We start from the raw sequence: 18689 nt of genomic DNA on the forward strand, positions 1-18689 counted from the left end.
GACCCGTCACCACCACGGACACGCGGCCGTCCGCGGGCGACAGACCGGACGTCGGCACGCATGCTGTGGTGGCTCGGACCGGTCCGGGCTGGTCGGGTCAGGCAGGTTCTGCAGGGCGTGGAAGAACCGGATCGCGGCCATGCGCCAGCTCATCGAGGAGACTTTCGCCCCGGCCTGGGCGAGTGTTGTCAGGTAGCCGCTCACCGCGGCCGGTGGGGCCGTTGACGGGTCGTGGTGCTCGCTGGTGCACCAGTCGCAGAACTCCTGCCAGCCGGTGCGGCAGGCCTCGATCGTGGCGGAGGCTTTCGAGGCCTGACCGTAGGCGATCTCTTCGGCCGAGAGCGGGCTGTCGTCGAGGTCGGTGACGGGTACCAGCCCGGCCGCCCGATGGTCGTGCTCGTCGGACCCGGCCAGGCCGGCGACGCCCCGATGTTTCTGCACCTGATGAGTCATCTGCGCATCGACCGGGCCGGACCGGGCCGGCCGCGGACCCGCCCGCAGCGGGTCCGCGGCGACAAGGCCCACTCCTCGCGCGCGAGCCGCCGTCACGTGCGTGAGCGCGGCATCGTCGCGGTCATCCCGGAACCCTGCGACCAGCAGGGGCACCGGAAACGACGCGGTTCCCGCGGCGGTCGGCCACCGGCGTTCGACCGCGACGACTACCGCGGCCGTAACGTCGTCGAACGCGGCTTCTGCGAGGTCAAACAGTGGCGCGGCCTGGCGACCCGCTACGACAAACTCACTCTGACCTACCGCGGCGGGGTCGTCCTGAAGACCATCGTGACCTGGCTACGCGCGTTAGGAGGCACGCCCTGGCTCCGGACGGCGTCGCCCGCCCCGCGGGGCAGCCGCGGCACGTCCGGCGCCACCACCAGCGCCGGCCCCGCCGGAACCGTCAGCTGACGATCACCACGTGCAGTGTCCGCGGCCCGTGCACGCCCTCCACCCGGTCCAGCTCGATGTCGCTGGTCGCGCTCGGCCCGCTGATCCAGGTGTGCGGCCGCGCCGGGTCCAGCGCCGCCACCGCCTCCGGCACACCGGCCACGACCTGGTCGGCGCGGATCACGCAGACGTGCAGGTCGGGGACCAGCGTCGCCGCGCGCCGGCCCTGGCCCGGACCGTGGTCGAGGATGATCGTGCCGGTCTCGGCGATGCCGACCGCGGCCGTCGACAGCACGCCGTCGCAGCGGTCCAGCTCCGACACCGCGACGTCCGGCCCGTCCGGGACGACCTCGACGTCGTCGGGCACCAGACCGGCCGGGAAGCCCGGCGGCACCAGGATCCGCAGCGGGCCGGAGCCCGCGAGCGGGGACCGGCCGGCCAGGGCACCGGCGACCCGCGCCGCCGCGGTGCCCGGGTCCGCCCGCTCGACGACGGCGCGGTAGTCCGCGACCCGCTCGTCGAACAGGTCGACGACCTGCGCGTGCGGCAGCGACCGGTCGGGGACCGGCCGGACCACCTCGACGTCGAGCACCGGCTCGACGTCGGGCACGTCGGTCAGGGCCCGCCGGGCCTTCGCCAGGATCGCCTCGCGCGCGCTCATGCCCCGTCCCCGTTCCTGCGCCCGCCGTCGGTGTCGTCGCTCCGGCTCCGCCCGCCGTCGGTGTTGTCGCTCCGGCTCCGCCCGCCGTCGGTCCTGGTCCACCACTCCCGGAAGGACTCGGCCGCCGGTACCGGCACGTCGCGCGAGTCGGACCAGGCGCTCGCCGGGCCGGGGACCGCACCGAGGATGCTGCGCCCACCGGGCGCGGTGCGGCCCAGCCGTCCGGCCAGCTTCCCGCCGATCCCGGCGACGCGTTCGGCCGCGCCGGTGCGCGCGGCCGAGGACAGCGTCCACGACGCCGCCTTCATCGCGACGTCCTGCACCGACGGCACGCGGCTCGCCTTCCGGTGGGCGTCGACCACCTCGGCGCGCAGGTGCACCAGCACCTCGGGGATGTCGATGCGGACCGGGCAGACCTCGAAACACGCCCCGCACAGGCTGGACGCGAACGGCAGCGAGTCGGTCTGCGGGTCGGTGCCCACCCCCCGCAGCTGCGGGGTGAGGATCGCGCCGATCGGGCCCGGGTAGACCGAGCCGTAGGCGTGCCCGCCGGTGCGCTCGTAGACCGGGCACACGTTCAGACAGGCCGAGCAGCGGATGCAGCGCAGCGCCTGCCGCCCGGTCGGGTCGGCGAGCACGTCGGTGCGGCCGTTGTCCAGCAGAACCACGTGCACCTCCTGCGGCCCGTCGCCGGGGGTGACCCCGGTCCAGGTGGAGGTGTAGGGGTTCATCCGCTCCCCGGTCGAGGACCGGGGGAGCAGCTGCAGCATCACGTCCAGGTCCTGGAAGGTCGGCAGGACCTTCTCGATCCCGACCACCGACACCAGCACCTCGGGCAGGGTCAGGCACATCCGGCCGTTGCCCTCGGACTCGACGACGGTGAGCGTCCCGGTCTCGGCGACGGCGAAGTTCGCCCCCGAGACCGCCACCTTCGCCCGCAGGAACTTCTCCCGCAGGTGCTCCCGGGCCGCGGCGGCCAGGCGCGCCGGTTCGTCGGTCAGGTCCGCCGGGGCGGCGCGCCCGGCGCGGCCCATCTCGCGCAGGAAGATCTCCCGGATCTCCGCGCGGTTGCGGTGGATCGCCGGGACCAGGATGTGGCTGGGCAGGTCGTCCCCGAGCTGCACGATCAGCTCGGCGAGGTCGGTCTCCCAGGCGTGGATGCCCGCGGCCTCCAGCGCTGAGTTCAGGTCGATCTCCTGGGTGGCCATCGACTTGACCTTGACGACCTCGTCGGTGCCGTGCCGCCGCGCGATGTCGACGACGACCGCGTTCGCCTCGGCCGCGTCGCGCGCCCAGTGCACGGTGGTGCCGGCCGCCGTCAGCGACCGTTCCAGCTGCTCCAGGTAGTCGGGCAGGTGCCGCAGCACCCGGTTCTTGATGGCCTCACCGGCCAGGCGCAGCTGCTCCCAGTCGTCGACCTCGCCGACGACGTTGCCGCGCTTGGTGCGGATGGTGGACGTGGCGTGGGCCAGGTTGCGGCGCAGCTGGGAGTCCTCCAGTGCGGCGCGCGCCGCCGCCGGGAACGCCGGTGTGCCGAGGAACGTGCCGCTCATCGGACCGCCTCCGTCGTCGCGTCCGGGACCGCGCTGCCGACGCTCGTCGGGTCCGCGGCCCGCTCGGTGCGCCGCTCGACCACGGGCTCGGTCTGCGCCAGCACCTCGGCCAGGTGCATGACCCGCATCCCCGACCGCTGCCGCGACAGCAGCCCGCCCACGTGCATCAGGCACGAGTTGTCCCCGGCGACGAGCACCTCCGCGCCGGTCGAACGGACGTGGCGGGCCTTGTCGTTGCCCATCGCGATCGAGGTCTCGGAATTCTTCACCGCGAACGTCCCGCCGAACCCGCAGCACTCGCCCGAGCCCGGCAGGTCGAGCAGGGTCAGCCCGCGGACCGCGCGCAGCAGCCGGGTCGGCCGGTCGCCGACCCCCAGCATCCGCAGCGAGTGGCAGGTCGGGTGGTAGGTGACGCGGTGCGGGAAGTAGGCCCCGACGTCGACGACGCCGAGGACGTCGACCAGGTACTCGCTCAGCTCGTACACCGGCGGTGCGGACTCGACGCCGCGGACCAGGCCCGGGTCTCCGGAGCGGCGCGCGACCAGGCCGTGCTGGTGGCGCACCGAGCCCGCGCACGACCCGGACGGCGCGAGGATCGCGTCGTACCCGGCGAAGGCGTCGAGGTGGTTGCGGACGAGCGGGACGGCCTCGTCGAGGTAGCCGGTGTTGACCATCGGCTGCCCGCAGCAGGTCTGCGCGGCGGGGAACTCGACGTCGACGCCGAGCCGGCGCAGCAGGGACACGACGGCCCTGCCGGTGTCCGGGAACAGGGCGTCGTTGAGACACGTGACCATGAGGCCGACGCGGGGCCGGGGGATCGGCATGGCGCCTCCGGTGAAGTGGTGGGACGGAGGGTGTGGTCCGACCAAGGTAGCGGTATGGTCGGACCACACACAAGCAGGAGGACGACGTGCGTGTTCCCGCCGCCCACGAGATGGTGCTCGCCCACGTCGAGGAGCGCCTGACGAGTGGCGAGTGGCGCCCGGGGGACCGGCTGCCGCCGGAGCGCGAGCTCGCCGCGACGCTGGGCGCGTCCCGCCAGGCGGTCCGCGAGGCACTGCGGGTGCTGCAGGCCCAGGGCGTGATCCGCTCGCAGGTGGGCACCGGCGCGGACTCCGGGACGGTCGTCGTGCCGGCCCCGGCGCGGGCACTCGGCCGGGTGCTGGCCCTGCACCTGGCGGTCGACTCGTTCCCGGTGGACGACGTCACCGAGGCCCGGGTCATGTTCGAGCGGTTCTCCGCCGGGCTGGCCGCGCGCCGGCGCTCGGCGTCGGACCTGCTGGAGTGGACGGCCGCGCTGGAGGTCATGGACGACGACCTCGACCCGGCCGCCTTCAGCGACGCCGACATCGCCTTCCACGTCGCGATCGCCGCGGCGGCCGGGAACCGCCTGGTGGGGGAGCTGACCCGGGCGATCCGGGAGTCGGTGCGCGGGATGCTGCTCGACGCGATGCAGACCCAGGGGGACTGGCCCGCGCTGCGCGAGCGGCTGCGGGCCGAGCATCGGGAGATCCACGCGGCGCTCGCCGACGGCGACGAGACGCTGGCCGCGGACCGGATCGAGGCGCACATCCGCGCCTTCCACGGCCGGGTCGGACCTGCCTAGGCTCACCGCCGTGACCACCTCCGACCTGCCCGACGCCGCCGTCGTCGCGGTGTCCGCCCGGTACCGTCGCGAGTTCGCCGACCTCGTCTCCTCACTCGACGCCGCGCAGCTCGCGGCGCCGAGCCTGTGCGCCGGGTGGGACGTGCGGACCGTCGCCGGGCACCTGGTGTCCGCGCTGACCACGACGGTGCCGTCGTTCCTGGTCCAGGTGCTGCGGGCGCGCGGGAACGTGGACCGGGCGGTCGACCGGGCCGCGCGGCGGGACGCCGCCCGCCCGGTCGAGGAGCTGGTCGCGGTCCTGCGCGACCGTGCCGACAGCTCCTTCGCCCCGCCCGGCATCGGTGCGCGGGGCCCGATGACCGACGCGATCGTGCACACCGCCGACGTCACCGTCCCGCTCGGGCTGCCGTTCGACCCCGACCCCGTCGACGTGCGCATCGCGCTCGACTTCGTGGTCGGGACGGTCCCGCTCGGGTTCACCACCCGGTGCCGGCCGGCGGGCCTGCGGTTCGTCGCCGACGACGCCGGGTTCGCGCGGGGCGAGGGCGCGGAGGTCCGGGGACACGGCGTCGACGTCCTGCTGGCCGCCTGCGGACGCCCGGCCGTGCTGGACCGGCTGACGGGGGACGGCGTCGCTACGCTCGCCGCCCGGCTGACCGGGCGCTGACGCCGCAGTCCTCCGGTCATCCCGCATCCGTCGCCCCGGTCGACGCGTCGCTCCGTTCACGCGTCGCTCCCGCGGCCGGTCCAGGCGCCGGTCCCGCGTCCCGTTCATGTGCGCCGAACCGGAGAACGCGCGCTCGATCGGGCGCGCGTTCTCCGGCCCGGCGAGCGGACCGGTGTGCGGGGCCGCGAGTGGCCCGGCGGGCCGGTGACCGGGGGACCGGATCGTGTGGGGCCGGGGCACCGGCGACCGGTGGGTCAGGCGTTCGCGTCGCGGTACAGGCCCAGCAGGTGGACGTAGGCGGCGGCCGACAGCGGGATCGAGTTCCGTTCGGCCTCGCCGAGCTCGCGACGCACCTTCCCCGGGACCCCGGCGACCAGCGACCCGGGCGGCACCACCGTGCCCTGGGTGAGCACCGCACCCGCGGCGATCAGCGACCCGGCGCCGACGTGCACCCCGTTCATGAGTACCGCGCCCATGCCGATCAACACGTCGTCCTCCACGGTGCAGCCGTGCACGACCGCGCGGTGGCCGATGGTGACGCCGTCGCCGATCGTCGCCGGGAAGCCGGGGTCGGCGTGCAGGACGGAGCCGTCCTGGACGTTCGTGCGGGCGCCGAGGGTGATCGGTGCGAGGTCGGCCCGGACCACGCACGTGTACCAGATCCCGGTCTCCGGACCGACGCTCACCTCGCCGGCGAGCACGGCGCCTGGCGCCACCCAGGCCTGCTCGTGGACCTGCGGGGTGTGGCCGTTCACGGTGATCATGGGGTCAGCCTAGGGCGGTCTCGAACGCGGCGAGGACGTCGTCGCTGAACAGGACGAACCGGACCTCGGCCACCGCGGTGCCCGTCGCGGCGACCTCCCGGACGGTGGCGACCGCGATCCGGGCGGCGTCGTCGAGCGGCCACCCGTAGATCCCGGCCGAGACGGCGGGGAACGCGACGGTCCGGGCGCCGAGGGAGTCGGCGACCCGCAGCGACTCGCGGTAGGCGCTCGCCAGCAGCGCCGAGCGGTCCTCCCGCTTCGCGTACACCGGCCCGACGGTGTGGATCACCCAGCGGGCGGGCAGGTCGCCGGCGGTCGTCGCGACGGCGTGGCCGGTGGGGAGCCCGTCGGGCAGGTCGCCGGCGCGCAGCCGCTCGCACTCGGCGAGGATCGCGGACCCGCCGCGCCGGTGGATGGCGCCGTCGACGCCTCCCCCACCACGCAGACCGGAGTTGGCGGCGTTGACGACGGCGTCGACCCGGGCCTCGGTGATGTCCCCGCGCTCGCAGGCGATCCTCATGTGCGTGCCTCCTCGCGCAGCCGTCCCAGCAGCGGGATGGCCGCGATCTTGTCCTCGGTGAGCGAGTCCCAGACGATGCCGCCGTCCGGGCGGGACCGCCGGTGCTCGCGGCAGTCGACCACTCGGTCCGGGGTGACGACCAGGTCCACCGGGGCGTCGTGCGAGGCCCACGGGATCACCCCGGCGTCGCGTAGCTGCAGCTCGTGGACCGTGGTGACGACCAGCGTGTCGTCGGAGATCAGTCCGGCCTCGCGGGCCAGTGCGAACTCCAGGTCGGCGAACCCGCCGCCCTTGCCCAGCCGCGCCCCGTCGGCGCCGACCGCGACGCAGCCGGTAACGACGAGGTCGACCGGCTCCAGGTCCGCGACGGCGACCCGGCGCGCCGACCGGGTGGCGTTCTTGATCGACACCGCCAGGCGCGGCGGGTCGGCGAGATCGTCCGGGTCGAGCAGGAAGAACGGGTCGGCCTCGGCCAGCTTCGGGACGGCCATGTAGACGGTCTTACCGTCCTCCAGCGCGTACCGGCGCACCGGGAGCTGCGCGGAGTCCGGGTTGGACTTCACGGTGCGGCCGGCCCGCCACACGTCGAGCTCGCGCAGCCGGCGCGCCGCGGCCTCGGCCCCGACGAAGTTCGAGATCCGGTTGCGCGCCCCGGGGAACCGCGCGGCCTTCTGCTCGGTCAGCGCGGTCCACACCTCGTCGCGCAGCTCGGCCTTGCGGGCGAGGGTCCCGGGGTCGCCCCCGGCGTCGTGGTCGTGGCGGCGGCTCATGCCCGCGACCCTGCCAGGCCGCCGGTCAGTGCTTCCGCAGGGCCTCGATCAGCTCGTCCTTGGTCATGTCCGAGCGGCCCTCGATGCCGACCTTCTGCGCCTGGGCGTAGAGCTCGTCCTTGGTCTGGTTCTCGTAGTCTCCGTGCTCGCCGCCCCGCTTGCCGACGGTGTCGCGTCCCTCGGCGGCCGCGGCGTTCGCGATCCGCGCGGACTTCTCCTTGGAGTTGCCCTCCTCGCGGAGGCGCTCGTACATCTCGTCGTCCTTGATGCTGCTCGCCATGGCGGTCGACTACCCGCCGAGCAGCTCGGCCAACCTGTCCAGCAGCGGCACCTGCCCCTTCACGATCTTCTCCCGGGCGGTGGTGAGGTCGAACCACGCCGCGCGGTCCAGCTCGGGGAAGCGGAGGGTGCGCCCGGATCGGGGCGGCCACTCCAGCTCGACCCAGCTGCCGTCGTCGGGACGGTCGGCGACGGCGTCGGCGCCGGTGAAGCCGGACCCGTCCAGCGCGAAGGCGGTGACGGTCTTGCGGGACTGGCGGACCGTGCCGAGCCCGACCGGCTCGCCGTCGGGCGGCGGGGCGCCGATCTCCTCGGTGAACTCGCGGCGGGCGGCGTCGAGCGGGTTCTCATCGGGGCCGTGCTCGCCCTTGGGCATCGACCAGGCATGGTCGTCCTTGCGGGCCCAGAACGGCCCACCCATGTGGCCGAGCAGCACCTCAGGGCCGCCCGGCCCGGCCCGGTGCAGCAGGAGTCCGGCGCTGGTCACGGGAGGCACGCGGGGATCATCCCAGACGGGCCGGCCGGTCGAGCCGGTGCACGTGGGCCAGCGGAGGGTCGGCCGGGTTGTCCGGGGGCAGCTCGCCGGTCGCGACCCGGCGGAAACCGGCCTTCTCCAGCGCCCGGCACGACGCGCGGTTGCCCGCCGCGACCGGGACGACCACCGCCGTCGCCTCCGGGTAACGCTCCCAGCCCTCGGCGACGGCGGCGGCGATGATCCGCGGGCCCAGCCCGCGCCCGGTCAGCTCCACCGGCCCGATGAGGTAGTCGACGGTCAGCGCACCGTCCGGGATCGTCAGGATCGGCGCGATCGCGGCGACCTCCTCGGGGTAGTCGTGCCAGCGGGCGCGCTGGACGAGCCCGACCGGGACACCACCGAGCTCGGCGACGAGGTCCTCGCCCGGTTCCTCCCCGCGCAGCCCCGCCCCGAAGTCGCGTTCGAGCGCCTCGTCGGTGGTCTCGTGGAACCACCACCGGTGCACGTGCGGCGCGGCCAGCCAGCGCCGCAGGAGGGCCAGGTCGGCCCGCACCAACGGGCGCAGGGTGACGGGGGCGTCGAGCGACGGCCCGTCGGCCGGTGTGACGGACGGCGGCACGGGCGCGAGCGTAGCCGCGCCGCGGCCCGCCGCCGAGCGGTGTCCTCCTCCGCCCGGACGAGGACGGGGACGGTGGGCATCTCGTCCTCGCTGCGGATCCGGCCGTACCCCGGCCCGCCTAGGGTCGTGTTCCGATGGAACGCCATCGGACGAGGGGGACGACGATGACGAGCGACCACACCCGGCGGGCCGCACCGACGGGGGACGGCGGGTCCGCCGCGGACCACGGGGACGGATCCGCCCCGGCCGACCCCGGAGCGGCTCCCGCACGGACCCGGTGGTGGCGGCGCGACTACAGCCCGGAGGAGATCGAGGCGGGCAAGCAGGCCTGGCGCGACGCGATGCCGTGGGACCACCCGATGTCGCGCGGCGACAAGGTGCTCGTCTTCTCCACGCTCGGCCTGCTCGTGTTCATGCTGGTGACGATGCCGCTGCGGCCGTTCCTGCTGGCGTCGCACCCGGTGTGGCTCGCCGCGGTCACCGGCAGCCTCTCCGCGGTCGGCGCGGGCGCGGCGTTCGCCCGGATCGGCGAGGCGGACCTGTGGGTCGTCATCACCGCCGGGGAGTTCGGAATGATCAAGTTCGACTGGCTGTTCTGGCTGGCCGGGCGCCGGTGGGGCGAGAAGATCGTCGCGCTGTGGGCGCCCGGTGACCTCGCGAAGCGGTTCGTCGGCCGGATCCGCAGCTGGCCGCGGTGGGCGATGCCGATCGCCGTCGTCGCGGCCGCGCTGCCCGGCATCCCGGCCGCCGCGGTGTTCGCGGTCGCCGGACTGGGGAGGATGCGGCTCGCGACGTTCCTGCTCTTCGACGCGATCGGCGCCGCGCTGATCACCGGGCTCGTCGCCGGGCTCGGGTTCGGCCTCGGGCAGGACGCCGTCGACGTGGTGCTCGCCGTCGACAAGTACGCGTTGTGGATCAGCCTGGCGCTGGTCGTGTTCGTGTCGGTCCAGGCGAGCCGCAGGCAGAAGCAGCAGGCCCCGCCCGCCGCGTGACGGTGCCCACGCCGGCTCGGGACATCAGGTCCCGAGCCGCTGCTGCAGGCCGCTCGCGCGGCCGGCCGGGCGGCCGATCGCGGCGCGTACCGCCTCCTCGGTGCCGATGATCCGCACGGACTCCTTGGCCCGGGTGACGGCGGTGTAGAGCAGCTCGCGGGTCATCAGGGGCGAGTCCGCGGGCGGCAGCACCACGGTGATCCGCTTGAACTGGCTGCCCTGGCTGCGGTGCACCGTCATCGCGTGGACGGTGCCGACGCCGCCGAGGCGTGCCGGTTCGAATGCGACAGGAGCGTTGTCCCTGGCGAACACCGCGCGGCGCCCCGACGCGGTCCGGACCACGACGCCGGTGTCACCGTTGAACAGGCCCAGGTCGTAGTCGTTCGTGGTGACCAGCAGCGGGCGGCCCGGGTACCAGGGGGCCTCGGCGGCGAAGCCGGGGCGCTCGGTCTCGATCCATCGCTCGATCTCCGCGGTCCACCGGGTCACCCCGTGCGGGCCGCGGCGGTGCGCGCAGAGGACGCGATGGTCGTCGAGCACCCGCAACGCCTGCTCGGCGTCCCCGGCCTCGGCGGCCCCGATCACGTCCACCGCGGCCCGGGTCACGTCCTGGCGGAACGTGTCCAGCCGGCGCGGCTCGAGCTCGGCCGCGTCGCCGTCGACGAAGGACAGGTCGGCCGCGCCGCGGCGCAGCAGCGCGACGGCGGCGTCGGGATCGTCGCCCTGCACGGCCGCCGCGAAGTCCGCGATCGTGCCGTCGAAGCGCCAGTTGCGCTCCAGCCGCACCACCCCGTTGCGCACCACGACGGGCGGGCCCGGCTCGGCGGGCGCGGGGGCGCCCGCGGCGCCGGAGGCCGGCACGGGCCGGTCCACGCGGAACGCCCCGCAGGCGCTCAGCGCGTCCTGCAGGGCGGGCTCGGCCCGGCCGCCCGCGGCGGCGAGGTCGCCGAGCACCGCACCGGCCTCCACCGACGCGAGCTGGTCCGGGTCCCCGACCAGCACCAGCCGGGCGTCCGGTCGGACGGCCTCCAGCAGCCGCGCCATCATCGTCAGCGACACCATCGACGTCTCGTCGACGACCACGACGTCGTGCGGCAGCCGGTTGCCCCGGTGGTGGCGGAACCGGCCCGAGGTGCCCCGCGAGCCCAGCAGCCGGTGCAGCGTCGACGCCGTCGCCCCCGCGACGGCGGCCCGGTCGGTCTCCGGCAGCCGCCCGTGGGCCTCGGCGACGGACTGGGTCAGCCGGGCCGCGGCCTTCCCGGTCGGCGCGGCGAGCGCCACCCGCAGACCCGGTGCCCCGGGCGGGGCGGTCGCGCGGTGCAGGTCGTGCAGGACGGCGAGCAGGGCCGCGACCGTCGTCGTCTTGCCCGTGCCGGGGCCGCCGGCGATCACGGTGACCGGCCGCAGCGCGGCGACCGCGGCGGCGAGGCGCTGCCGTTCGGCGCCGGCGTCGCCGAGCAGCCGGTCCAGCACCGCGCACAGCCGGTCGGGGTCGACGGTCGCGACCGGTCCGGCGCGCGCGGTGAACTCGCGGCGGACCAGCTCTTCCTCCTGCCAGTAGCGCTCCAGGTAGAGCAGGTTCCCGAGCAGGCGCAGCGGCCGCCCGGCGGGGCCGTCCTCGCCGACGGCGACCAGCGGGCTGTCCGCGCAGGCCGCGCGCCACGTCGCGGGCTCCGGCCAGGGCAGCCCGGACACGTCGACGGCGACCTCGCCCTCGCCCGCGGTCGTGGCCGCGGCGCTCGCCAGGTCCACGCAGACCGACCCGTTGCGGATCGCGCGCACGGCCAGCGCGGCGGCGAGCACCACCGGTTCGGGCTCGGCGGCGGTCGGGTCGTCGGCGGCGGTCGGGTCGCCGCGCCCGCCGAGGGCGGCGAGCCTCCGGGCGACGTGCACGTCGCCCGGCGCGAGGATCTCGGCCTCGTTGAACGCGGCGAGCACCCCGGTCGCGGTGCGGGCGGCCCGCGGACCGAACGGGTCCCGCTCGGGGGCCGGGGGCGCCGTCGCCGCCGGGGTGGGGGGTGCGGTCGTCGTCACGGGGTGCCTCCGTCCAGCAGGTCCGACAGCTCCCCGACCAGGGCGGCGGGTGGCCGCCAGGCGAAGACGCCGCACGGCGCGGCCAGCGGTCCGGACCCGGTGACCGGGGTGTCCGGCCCGCACATACCGCGCAGGAACAGGTAGCCGACCCCGCCGAGGTGGGTGTCCGGGTCGTAGTCGGGCAGCCGCCAGCGCAGGTAGCGGTGCAGCGCGACGGCGTAGAGCAGCGCCTGGAGCGGGTAGTGCGCGTCGGCCATCGCCGTGGCCAGCCGGTCGGCGGTGTAGTGCGCCGCGGTCAGCGGGTCGCGCCCGGACGGGCCGACCGGGCCCAGCCAGTTCGTCTTGTAGTCCACGACGAGGAACCGTTCCCCGGCGCCGTCACGGACCCGCAGCACCGAGTCGATGCTGCCGGTCAGGTAGCCGCGCAGCGGCTGTCCGGCGAGGTCGGGGGAGTCGAGGAGGTCGGCGTAGCCGTGGAGCGGGTCGCCGGGCGCGAGGTGCCTGCGGACGGCGGCGGCCAGCCCGGCCAGGGTGAGCCGCCCCGTCGGGGTGTCCCCGCCGCACAGCGGGAGCTCGAAGTCCAGCTCGGACAGCCGGTCGCCCGGCGCGACGTCGGCCAGCGCCAGCCCGGACGCGATCGGCCCGAGCGGGGTCCGCAGCACCGGGACGAGCGCGTCGGCGAGCTCGTCGGGATCGAGGTCGGCCGGCTGGTGGCGCAGCTCCTCGGTGACGTGCGCGACGACCTCGGCCCGCAGCGCGGCGTCGCCCTGGGCGGCCGTGCGGGTGTCGAGGTGTTCCAGCACGGCGTGCACCAGGGTGCCGAACCCGGTGCCCGAGGGCAGGTCGGCCATGGGGGAGGGGAACGCCGCGGGGCCGGCTGCGCCCGCCGTGGCGTCCCCGGTGGGGGCCGCACCGGGCAGCGGGGCGGGGTCGGGCTCGTCGACGATGCCCTCGTCCTCGGGCTCGGTCAGCACCCCGGGCGCGGTCGCGGCCGGTTCCGGCTCGGCGTCGACGGCCGGGTGCGGGTGGTGCGCGGCGTGCGCGGCCGCGGTCAGCGCGGTGTAGGACGTGCGCCGCCACGCGGTGTCCAGCGTGCGGGTGAACGTCGCGACGGCCAGCCCCGCGTCGGGCGGGACCGGGGTGCGGTCGGCGGGGTCGCCGTCGTGCAGGGTCTCCACCGACGCGCCGGCCGGGGCGAGCCGCTCCCGCAGGAACGCCAGCGCGTTCGCGTCGCCGGGGACCTTCGCGGTCGGTTCCGGCTCCGCGCCGGGCCCGGCGTGCCCGAACAGCACCCGGTGCAGCGACGCCGCCGCCGTCGTCGTCCCCGGGACCCACCAGGCGACGACCTGGCTGCAGGCGCGGGTGAGCGCCACGTACAGCAGCCGCAGGTCCTCGCCCGCCTCCTCGGCCTGGTGCAGCGCGGTGCGCCGGGTGCGGTCCGGCCCGGTGGACCCGCCGACGTCGAGGAGCCGGCGCTGGCCGCCGGCACCGGCCGGGGTGTCGTGGTAGAGCAGCGTCTCGGGCCGGTCGTCGACCCAGCGGTCCCACGCGAACGGCAGGTACACCACCGGGAACTCGAGCCCCTTGGACCGGTGCACCGTCACGATCTGGACGGCGTCGGCGTCGGACTCCAGCCGCCGGCTCCGCTCGGCGGAGGTGTCGCGGGCGGCCTCGCCGATCCGGTGCCGCAGCCACTCGGTGAGCGCCGTCGGGCCCAGGTGGCGTTCCAGCGCCGCGGAGTGCAGAACCTGGCCGACGTGGCGCACGTCGGTGAGGTCGCGCTCGCCGTCGGGGCTGCGCAGCAGGCGCTCGGCCGGGGCGTAACGGGCGAACACGGCCTCCTGCAGGGCGGCGACCCCGCGCTCGGCGAGGACCTGGTGCCAGGCCCGCAGGTCCGCGCCGAGCTGGTCGACCAGCCCCTCGGCGTCGGGCCCGCACAGGTCGGCGACGGTGTGGCCGACGAACCGGGTCAGCGCGGCGGCGCGCAGCCGCATCGAGCGCTGCGGCTGCTCGACGGCCTCCAGCAGCGTCAGCCACTCCGCGGCGACCGGCGTGGTGAACACGCTGGTGGAGCCGGTGAGCACGGCGGGCACCCCGGCCTCGGCGCAGGCGTCGCGCACCAGCAGGCCCTGGGCGTTGGTCCGCACCAGCACCGCGACCTGCCCGGGGCGCAGCCGTCCCCCCGCGAAGCGGGCGGTGCCGTCGAGCAGCTGCGACAGGTCGACGGCGACGTCACGCGCCACCACGGCGCGGGCGCCCTTGGCCCGGGCCAGCCCGCGCCCGGTCAGGTCGAGCCGGTCCCGGTCGACCAGCCGCAGCCGCAGCGGGGCGTCGTGCCGGGCGGTCAGCCGCCGCCCGGTGTGGTGGGCCCGGACCGGGTGCACGACGATCCCGGAGTCCCCGAGGGCGGCCTCGCCGAACACCCCGTCCAGCGCGGTGAGCAGGGCCGCGTCGCTGCGGCGGTTGGTCGAGAGGGTGCGCCGGGTCGCCGCCGCGTCGGCGGCCCGCAGGTAGCTGTGCACGTCGGCGCCGCGGAAGGCGTAGATCGCCTGCTTCGGGTCGCCGATGAGCACCAACGTGGTGTCGGGGGCGGAGTGGAACGCCAGGGACAGGATCTCCCACTGCAGCGGGTCGGTGTCCTGGAACTCGTCGACGAGCACCACCGAGAACCGCGACCGCAGCCGCTCCCGGGCGGCGGGGCCGCGGACCGGGTCGCGCAGCGCCGCGGCGAGGCGGGTGAGCATGTCGTCGTAGCTGTAGATGCGCGAGCGCCGCTTGCGGGCGTCGACCTCGCGGCGCACCGCGGAGGCGAAGCCGTACCGGGTGGCGGCCGGGGTGGCCGGGTCGGCGTCGCGGGGCTCCAGCTCGGCCTGCGGGTCGCCGACGGCGCGGCGGGCCAGCGCCAGGGCCGCGGCCCGGTCGAACGCCGGGCGGCCCGCGTTCGGGGCGGCGTACTTGCGCACGTAGAAGTCGTCGACGACCTCGGTGACGACGTCGTCGACGTGGTCGACGAACTCGGCGTCCGGGTCGTTGTCCCCGGCCACGCCCAGCCCGGCCAGCATCTGCATGCAGAACTGGTGGGTGGTGGCGATCGTCGCCGCGTCGAACGACGCCGTCGCCGTCGCCAGCCGGGCCCGGCGCCGCTCCAGCTCGGCCGGGTCGGTGGCGGCCAGGTGCGCGACCACGGGGTCTTCCTCCGGCGTCGGCGGGGTGGCGCCGGACTGCACGGCGGCCAGCGCCCGCTCGGTGCCCACCAGCCGCTCCCGGACCCGCTCGCGCAGCTCCTGGGTGGCGTCGCGGCCGAAGGTGACCAGCATCAGCCGGTCCAGGTCCGCGACGCCCTCGGCGACGTAGCGGGTCGCCAGCGCGGCGATCGTGTAGGTCTTGCCCGTCCCCGCGCTCGCCTCCAGCACGACGGTGCCGGTCGGCAGCGGCCCGTCGACCTCGAAGGTCGGTGCCGACAACACGCTGGTGGTGCTCACGGCGCGTCCTGCCTCTCGTGGTCGAGCAGCGGTGCCCACAGCCGGACGGCGAGCTCCCCGAGGCGGGTGGGCTCCCCGCCCGAGCCGGGCTCGGGACGGACGACCAGCGGGCCGCCCGCGGCGCCCCGGACGAAGACGTGCGGGGCCTCGGCGTGCTCGAAGCGCGACCACTCGCTCTCCGCGGCGGCGAACGCGTTGGCCGGGACCACCCCGCGGGCGCGGTTGCGGGCGTAGACGGCGGCGGCGTCGGTGGGCAGCGGCAGCGGCGCCCGCAGGCCCTCGCGGCGCAGCGCGACCAGGTCGGCCAGGGTGCGGCGGGCGAGACCCGGGTCGACCGGGCCGAGCACCGAGCGGGCCGCGCCGCCGGGGCCGCGCCCGACGGTCACCGCCGTCCAGGACCGGGCGGGGTGCGCGGCGGTGAGCGCGAGCAGCTGCACCCACGCCCGCAGCCGGTGCTTGGCCTTGAGCCGCGAGTACTCGACGCGCACTACGACGTCGCCGTGCAGGCCCGGCACCGTCCCGGCGACGGCGCGGCCGTCCTCGGGTGTGCCGGTGAGCTGCGCGACGAGGTCCTGCGATCCCGCCTCGCCGGTCGCGACCGCCGCGGCGACGGCGACCAGGGGCTCGACCTGCCCGCCGACCTCGGTGAGCACCCGGTGTCCGATCCCGCCGGGCGGCAGGTCACCGCGCAGCGTCTCGGCCCGGGCGACGGCCTGCGGTGCCGCCCCGGCGAGCCGGTCGGTCAGCAGCCGGTCCCCGATCTTCCAGGTGGCCAGGCCGTCGAGCTCGACCGGCAGCGCGTCGTCGGGCTCGACGTTCTCCTCCGGCGGCAGTACCCGCACCCGCTGGCGCAGGAACGCCCGCACCGGGTGCTCGACGAAGGCGACCAGCTCGTCGAGCTCGACCACCCCGTCCGGCGGGTCCTCCGGCGGGGGCAGCGGGTCCGCGCCGAACAGCGGGGTCACGGTGCGCGGCCCGGCCGCGGCCTCGGCACCGCGCAGTGCGGCCCGGTCGAAGCTGAACGGCCCGGCGGCCAGCAGCGCGCCGGAGGTGAAGTTGCGCCGGTCGAACGGCTGCAGCGGGTGCCGGGCCCGCAGCGCCTGCGACGCGGTCGCCTCGGTCCCGGTCCGCACGCAGGCGTCGATCGCGTCGCACAGCTCCCCGACCGGCACCGACGGCGGCCGGTCGGCGCCGGTGCGCTCGTCGGCCCCGGAGGACACCACCACCAGGTGTCGGGTGGCCGAGCAGATCGCGTCGAGCAGCAGCTGGCGGTCCTCCCCACGCGGGTCCCGCTCGCCGACGACCGGGTCGCGGGCCAGCACGTCGTCGCCGTCGGGGGCGCCGGCGCGGGGGAACACCCCGTCGTCGCAGCCCAGCAGGCACACGACCTTGTGCGGGACGGCCCGCATCGGCACCAGCGTCGCGACGGTCAGCGTGCCGGTCCGGAAGTTGGCCCGGCTGGGCCGTCCGCGCAGCCGCTCGGCGAGCAGGCCGCGCACGTCGGGCAGGTCGAGGTCGACCGTGGCGGCCTGCGGCCCCGCGGAGGCGACGACGTCGGCCAGCTCCGCGCGGGCCTGCCCGGCCTGCCAGGCGTCGGTCGGGGTGGTGTCGGTCAGTGCGGACAGCCCCTCGACCAGCGCGTCCACCCAGACCGACAGCGGCTGCGGGCCGCGCAGCGCACCGAGCACGGTCGCGAGCCGGTCGACGAGCTCTGCGAGCCGCCCGACGAGGTCCACGTCGGAGGAGTCGACCTCGTCCAGCGGCAGCGCGGTGCCCAGCCAGGCCGGGGCGCCCGGGGTCTCGGCCATCGCGACGCCGACGAGCATCCGGTCCAGCCCGGCCCGCCAGGTGTTCTGCTCGACCCCGTCGAGCCGGTAGGGCCGCCGGTGCGCGGCGTCGAGCCCCCACCGGATCCCGGCCGCGGTGACCAGCTCGGACAGCCGCTCCAGCGCGTCGTCGTCGAAGCGGAAACGGCGCCGCACCGGGGCGGAGGCGACCAGGTCGAGCACCTGGGAGGCGCTGACCCGGGACCCGGCCAGCTCCAGCAGCGACGACACCGTGCCCAGCAGCGGGTTCGCCTGGCGCAGGGCGCGGTCGGCCAGACGCACCCGCAGCCGGTGCCCGGGGTGGAGCTCCTCGCGGGAGGGGCCCGCACCGTCGGGGGAGTCCGCGTCCGGGGCGAGGCCGAACGAGGCGGTGATCAGCGGCGCGAACACCTCGATGTCCGGGCACATGACGATGATGTCGCGCGGCTCCAGGTCCGGGTCGGTGGCGAGCAGGCCGAGCAGCACCTCGCGCAGCACCTCCACCTGCCGGTCCGGGCCGTGGCAGGAGTGCAGTGCGACGCTGCGGTCGTCCGCGTCGAGCAGGGGACGGTCCTCCGGGGCGGGCGGCACGGCGTCGTCGCGCAGGGCGGTCTGCAGGCGGCGCAGCAGGGTCGGCGCGCCGGTCCCGGCGGGGGCCGGGTGGTGGGTGTCGGTCACGCCGGGCCCGGCCGCGGGGAGCCGCAGGGCCAGCTCCCGGGTGTCCCGGCCGAGCGAGCGCAGCAACGGATGACGCACGGCCTCGGCGCTGGTGTCGGCGGCGCGCGAGGGCACCCCCGGTGTCCGCGCGGCGCGCACCGCCTCCCACATCGCCGGCGACGGGTGCGGTAGCCACAGGTGGACCTCCCGGTGCGCCGCGAGGGCCTCCAGGACGGTCAGGTGCTCGGCGGCCAGCCGGGTCGGGCCGAACAGCGACAGCCGCGGCCCGACCTCGGGGCCCGGGTCGGCGCCTCCGCGCAGGCGGGCCACCGCGTCGTCGAGGCGCTCGGCGGGACCGGGCACCCCGAGCGCGGCGTGCAGGCGGCGCCACAGCTCCGGCTGCCACACCAGGTCGGCGGGCACCGCGTCCTCCCCGGCGCGCCAGCGGCGCAGCAGCTCGGGGCGGTGCGTGGCGTAGGAGCCGAACAGCCCGGCCAGCGTGCGGGCGAGTGCGTAGCGGCGGCCGTGCCCACCCCGCTCCAGGTGCGCGGCGAGAGCGGTGAACCGGTCGTCCCCGGGAGCGGCGACGGCCTCGTCGATCAGCTCCAGCAGCGGCCACACCGACCGGCCGGGCGACCACGGGTCGGTCGCCGGGTCGGTGCCGGTGACGTGCGCGACGACCCCGCCGAGCAGCGCGGCCGGCGCCGGGAACCGGACGTTCGCGCAGACCCCGCCGCTGCCCGTCCCCGCACCGAGCCGGTGCGCGAGCCGCTGGGCCAGCCAGCGCTCCACCCCGCGCTCGGGGACCGCGACGGTCTCGGCCGCGAACGGGTCGCCCGAGCCGGCAGCCAGGACGTCGGCGAGCGCCTCGACGAGGGTGTCGGCGCGTTCGGCCCGATGGATCTCCAGCACGGACCGCACGG

17 protein-coding genes are annotated in these 18689 nt (G+C 76.3%); 4 read left to right on the forward strand and 13 right to left on the reverse strand.

Features of this window, described 5'->3' with window-relative positions; all coding sequences use genetic code 11:
- Nucleotides 1-6: 6 nt before the first annotated feature.
- A complete protein-coding gene (locus tag DMP15_RS13620) occupies nucleotides 7-441 on the reverse strand; it encodes a hypothetical protein (RefSeq protein WP_167379043.1) in 435 nt (144 codons plus the stop codon).
- Between DMP15_RS13620 and DMP15_RS13625 the strand changes: the two genes are divergently transcribed.
- Entirely contained in the window at nucleotides 430-903 is a 474-nt protein-coding gene (locus DMP15_RS13625; RefSeq protein WP_304580048.1) for a transposase, read from the forward strand. The two genes, DMP15_RS13620 and DMP15_RS13625, sit on opposite strands and share 12 nt — an antisense overlap.
- On the opposite strand, the gene DMP15_RS13630 is transcribed toward DMP15_RS13625, so the two are convergent.
- Genes DMP15_RS13630 through DMP15_RS13640 form a run of 3 tightly spaced genes read right to left on the reverse strand, consistent with a single transcriptional unit; the run spans nucleotide 896 to nucleotide 3920 of the window.
- On the reverse strand, nucleotides 896-1543 hold the full coding sequence (locus tag DMP15_RS13630; protein WP_073574522.1) for a LutC/YkgG family protein: 648 nt from the start codon (nucleotides 1541-1543) through the stop codon (nucleotides 896-898). The two genes, DMP15_RS13625 and DMP15_RS13630, sit on opposite strands and share 8 nt — an antisense overlap.
- A complete protein-coding gene (locus DMP15_RS13635; RefSeq protein WP_073574523.1) occupies nucleotides 1540-3096 on the reverse strand; it encodes a lactate utilization protein B in 1557 nt (518 codons plus the stop codon). Before DMP15_RS13635 ends, DMP15_RS13630 begins: the two co-directional genes overlap by 4 nt.
- Nucleotides 3093-3920, reverse strand: a complete 828-nt coding sequence (locus DMP15_RS13640) for a (Fe-S)-binding protein (protein WP_167379045.1) — start codon at nucleotides 3918-3920, stop codon at nucleotides 3093-3095. Before DMP15_RS13640 ends, DMP15_RS13635 begins: the two co-directional genes overlap by 4 nt.
- 86 nt (nucleotides 3921-4006) lie before the next feature.
- On the opposite strand from DMP15_RS13640, the gene DMP15_RS13645 reads away from it, so the two are divergent.
- On the forward strand, nucleotides 4007-4702 hold the full coding sequence (locus DMP15_RS13645; RefSeq protein ID WP_304580049.1) for a FadR/GntR family transcriptional regulator: 696 nt from the start codon (nucleotides 4007-4009) through the stop codon (nucleotides 4700-4702).
- 10 nt (nucleotides 4703-4712) lie between these two features.
- The gene (locus DMP15_RS13650; protein WP_202417753.1) at nucleotides 4713-5369 is read left to right on the forward strand and encodes a maleylpyruvate isomerase family mycothiol-dependent enzyme; all 657 of its coding nucleotides are present in this window, start codon (nucleotides 4713-4715) and stop codon (nucleotides 5367-5369) included.
- 254 nt (nucleotides 5370-5623) lie between these two features.
- Here the strand turns inward: DMP15_RS13650 and DMP15_RS13655 are convergent, their stop codons facing one another.
- From DMP15_RS13655 to DMP15_RS13680, 6 genes are read right to left on the reverse strand one after another with little or no spacing between them, the layout of a single operon-like run.
- On the reverse strand, nucleotides 5624-6133 hold the full coding sequence (locus DMP15_RS13655) for a gamma carbonic anhydrase family protein (protein ID WP_073574525.1): 510 nt from the start codon (nucleotides 6131-6133) through the stop codon (nucleotides 5624-5626).
- A gap of 4 nt (nucleotides 6134-6137) precedes the next feature.
- Nucleotides 6138-6653: an O-acetyl-ADP-ribose deacetylase gene (locus DMP15_RS13660; protein ID WP_337825974.1), complete on the reverse strand. Its 516-nt coding sequence runs from the start codon at nucleotides 6651-6653 to the stop codon at nucleotides 6138-6140.
- On the reverse strand, nucleotides 6650-7423 hold the full coding sequence (locus DMP15_RS13665; protein ID WP_083658137.1) for a 5-formyltetrahydrofolate cyclo-ligase: 774 nt from the start codon (nucleotides 7421-7423) through the stop codon (nucleotides 6650-6652). Before DMP15_RS13665 ends, DMP15_RS13660 begins: the two co-directional genes overlap by 4 nt.
- Nucleotides 7424-7448: 25 nt before the next feature.
- Nucleotides 7449-7703, reverse strand: a complete 255-nt coding sequence (locus tag DMP15_RS13670) for a DUF7218 family protein (RefSeq protein WP_073574527.1) — start codon at nucleotides 7701-7703, stop codon at nucleotides 7449-7451.
- A gap of 9 nt (nucleotides 7704-7712) precedes the next feature.
- The gene (locus tag DMP15_RS13675; RefSeq protein WP_379673113.1) at nucleotides 7713-8189 is read right to left on the reverse strand and encodes an NUDIX domain-containing protein; all 477 of its coding nucleotides are present in this window, start codon (nucleotides 8187-8189) and stop codon (nucleotides 7713-7715) included.
- Nucleotides 8190-8205: 16 nt separating this feature from the next.
- Nucleotides 8206-8796: a GNAT family N-acetyltransferase gene (locus DMP15_RS13680; RefSeq protein ID WP_073574529.1), complete on the reverse strand. Its 591-nt coding sequence runs from the start codon at nucleotides 8794-8796 to the stop codon at nucleotides 8206-8208.
- A 164-nt stretch (nucleotides 8797-8960) separates the two neighbouring features.
- Here DMP15_RS13680 and DMP15_RS13685 point away from each other — a divergent pair, with 164 nt between their 5' ends.
- Nucleotides 8961-9788, forward strand: coding sequence for a DedA family protein (locus DMP15_RS13685; protein WP_337825975.1), 828 nt, complete (start codon nucleotides 8961-8963; stop codon nucleotides 9786-9788).
- Nucleotides 9789-9812: 24 nt separating this feature from the next.
- Here DMP15_RS13685 and recD read toward each other — a convergent pair whose 3' ends face one another.
- Genes recD through recC form a run of 3 tightly spaced genes read right to left on the reverse strand, consistent with a single transcriptional unit; the run spans nucleotide 9813 to nucleotide 18678 of the window.
- Complete coding sequence (gene recD, locus DMP15_RS13690; protein WP_083658140.1) at nucleotides 9813-11822, reverse strand: exodeoxyribonuclease V subunit alpha; 2010 nt, start codon at nucleotides 11820-11822, stop codon at nucleotides 9813-9815.
- Complete coding sequence (locus DMP15_RS13695; RefSeq protein WP_337825976.1) at nucleotides 11819-15304, reverse strand: UvrD-helicase domain-containing protein; 3486 nt, start codon at nucleotides 15302-15304, stop codon at nucleotides 11819-11821. Before DMP15_RS13695 ends, recD begins: the two co-directional genes overlap by 4 nt.
- Nucleotides 15301-18678 carry an exodeoxyribonuclease V subunit gamma gene (recC, locus tag DMP15_RS13700; protein ID WP_073575249.1) on the reverse strand — a complete coding sequence of 1126 codons (3378 nt, stop codon included), beginning with the start codon at nucleotides 18676-18678 and terminating at the stop codon, nucleotides 15301-15303. Before recC ends, DMP15_RS13695 begins: the two co-directional genes overlap by 4 nt.
- Nucleotides 18679-18689: the final 11 nt, after the last annotated feature.

The sequence above is a fragment of the Pseudonocardia sp. UM4_GMWB1 genome (assembly GCF_017312155.1).
GTDB lineage: Bacteria > Actinomycetota > Actinomycetes > Mycobacteriales > Pseudonocardiaceae > Pseudonocardia > Pseudonocardia alni.

Bases quoted from the DNA above. Each gene is read 5' to 3' on its own strand.
- DMP15_RS13625 (WP_304580048.1), top strand. From the start codon at position 430: ATGTTTCTGCACCTGATGAGTCATCTGCGCATCGACCGGGCCGGACCG.
- DMP15_RS13630 (WP_073574522.1), bottom strand. From the start codon at position 1,543: ATGAGCGCGCGCGAGGCGATCCTGGCGAAGGCCCGGCGGGCCCTGACC.
- DMP15_RS13635 (WP_073574523.1), bottom strand. From the start codon at position 3,096: ATGAGCGGCACGTTCCTCGGCACACCGGCGTTCCCGGCGGCGGCGCGC.
- DMP15_RS13640 (WP_167379045.1), bottom strand. From the start codon at position 3,920: ATGCCGATCCCCCGGCCCCGCGTCGGCCTCATGGTCACGTGTCTCAAC.
- DMP15_RS13655 (WP_073574525.1), bottom strand. From the start codon at position 6,133: ATGATCACCGTGAACGGCCACACCCCGCAGGTCCACGAGCAGGCCTGG.
- DMP15_RS13660 (WP_337825974.1), bottom strand. From the start codon at position 6,653: ATGAGGATCGCCTGCGAGCGCGGGGACATCACCGAGGCCCGGGTCGAC.
- DMP15_RS13665 (WP_083658137.1), bottom strand. From the start codon at position 7,423: ATGAGCCGCCGCCACGACCACGACGCCGGGGGCGACCCCGGGACCCTC.
- DMP15_RS13670 (WP_073574527.1), bottom strand. From the start codon at position 7,703: ATGGCGAGCAGCATCAAGGACGACGAGATGTACGAGCGCCTCCGCGAG.
- DMP15_RS13685 (WP_337825975.1), top strand. From the start codon at position 8,961: ATGACGAGCGACCACACCCGGCGGGCCGCACCGACGGGGGACGGCGGG.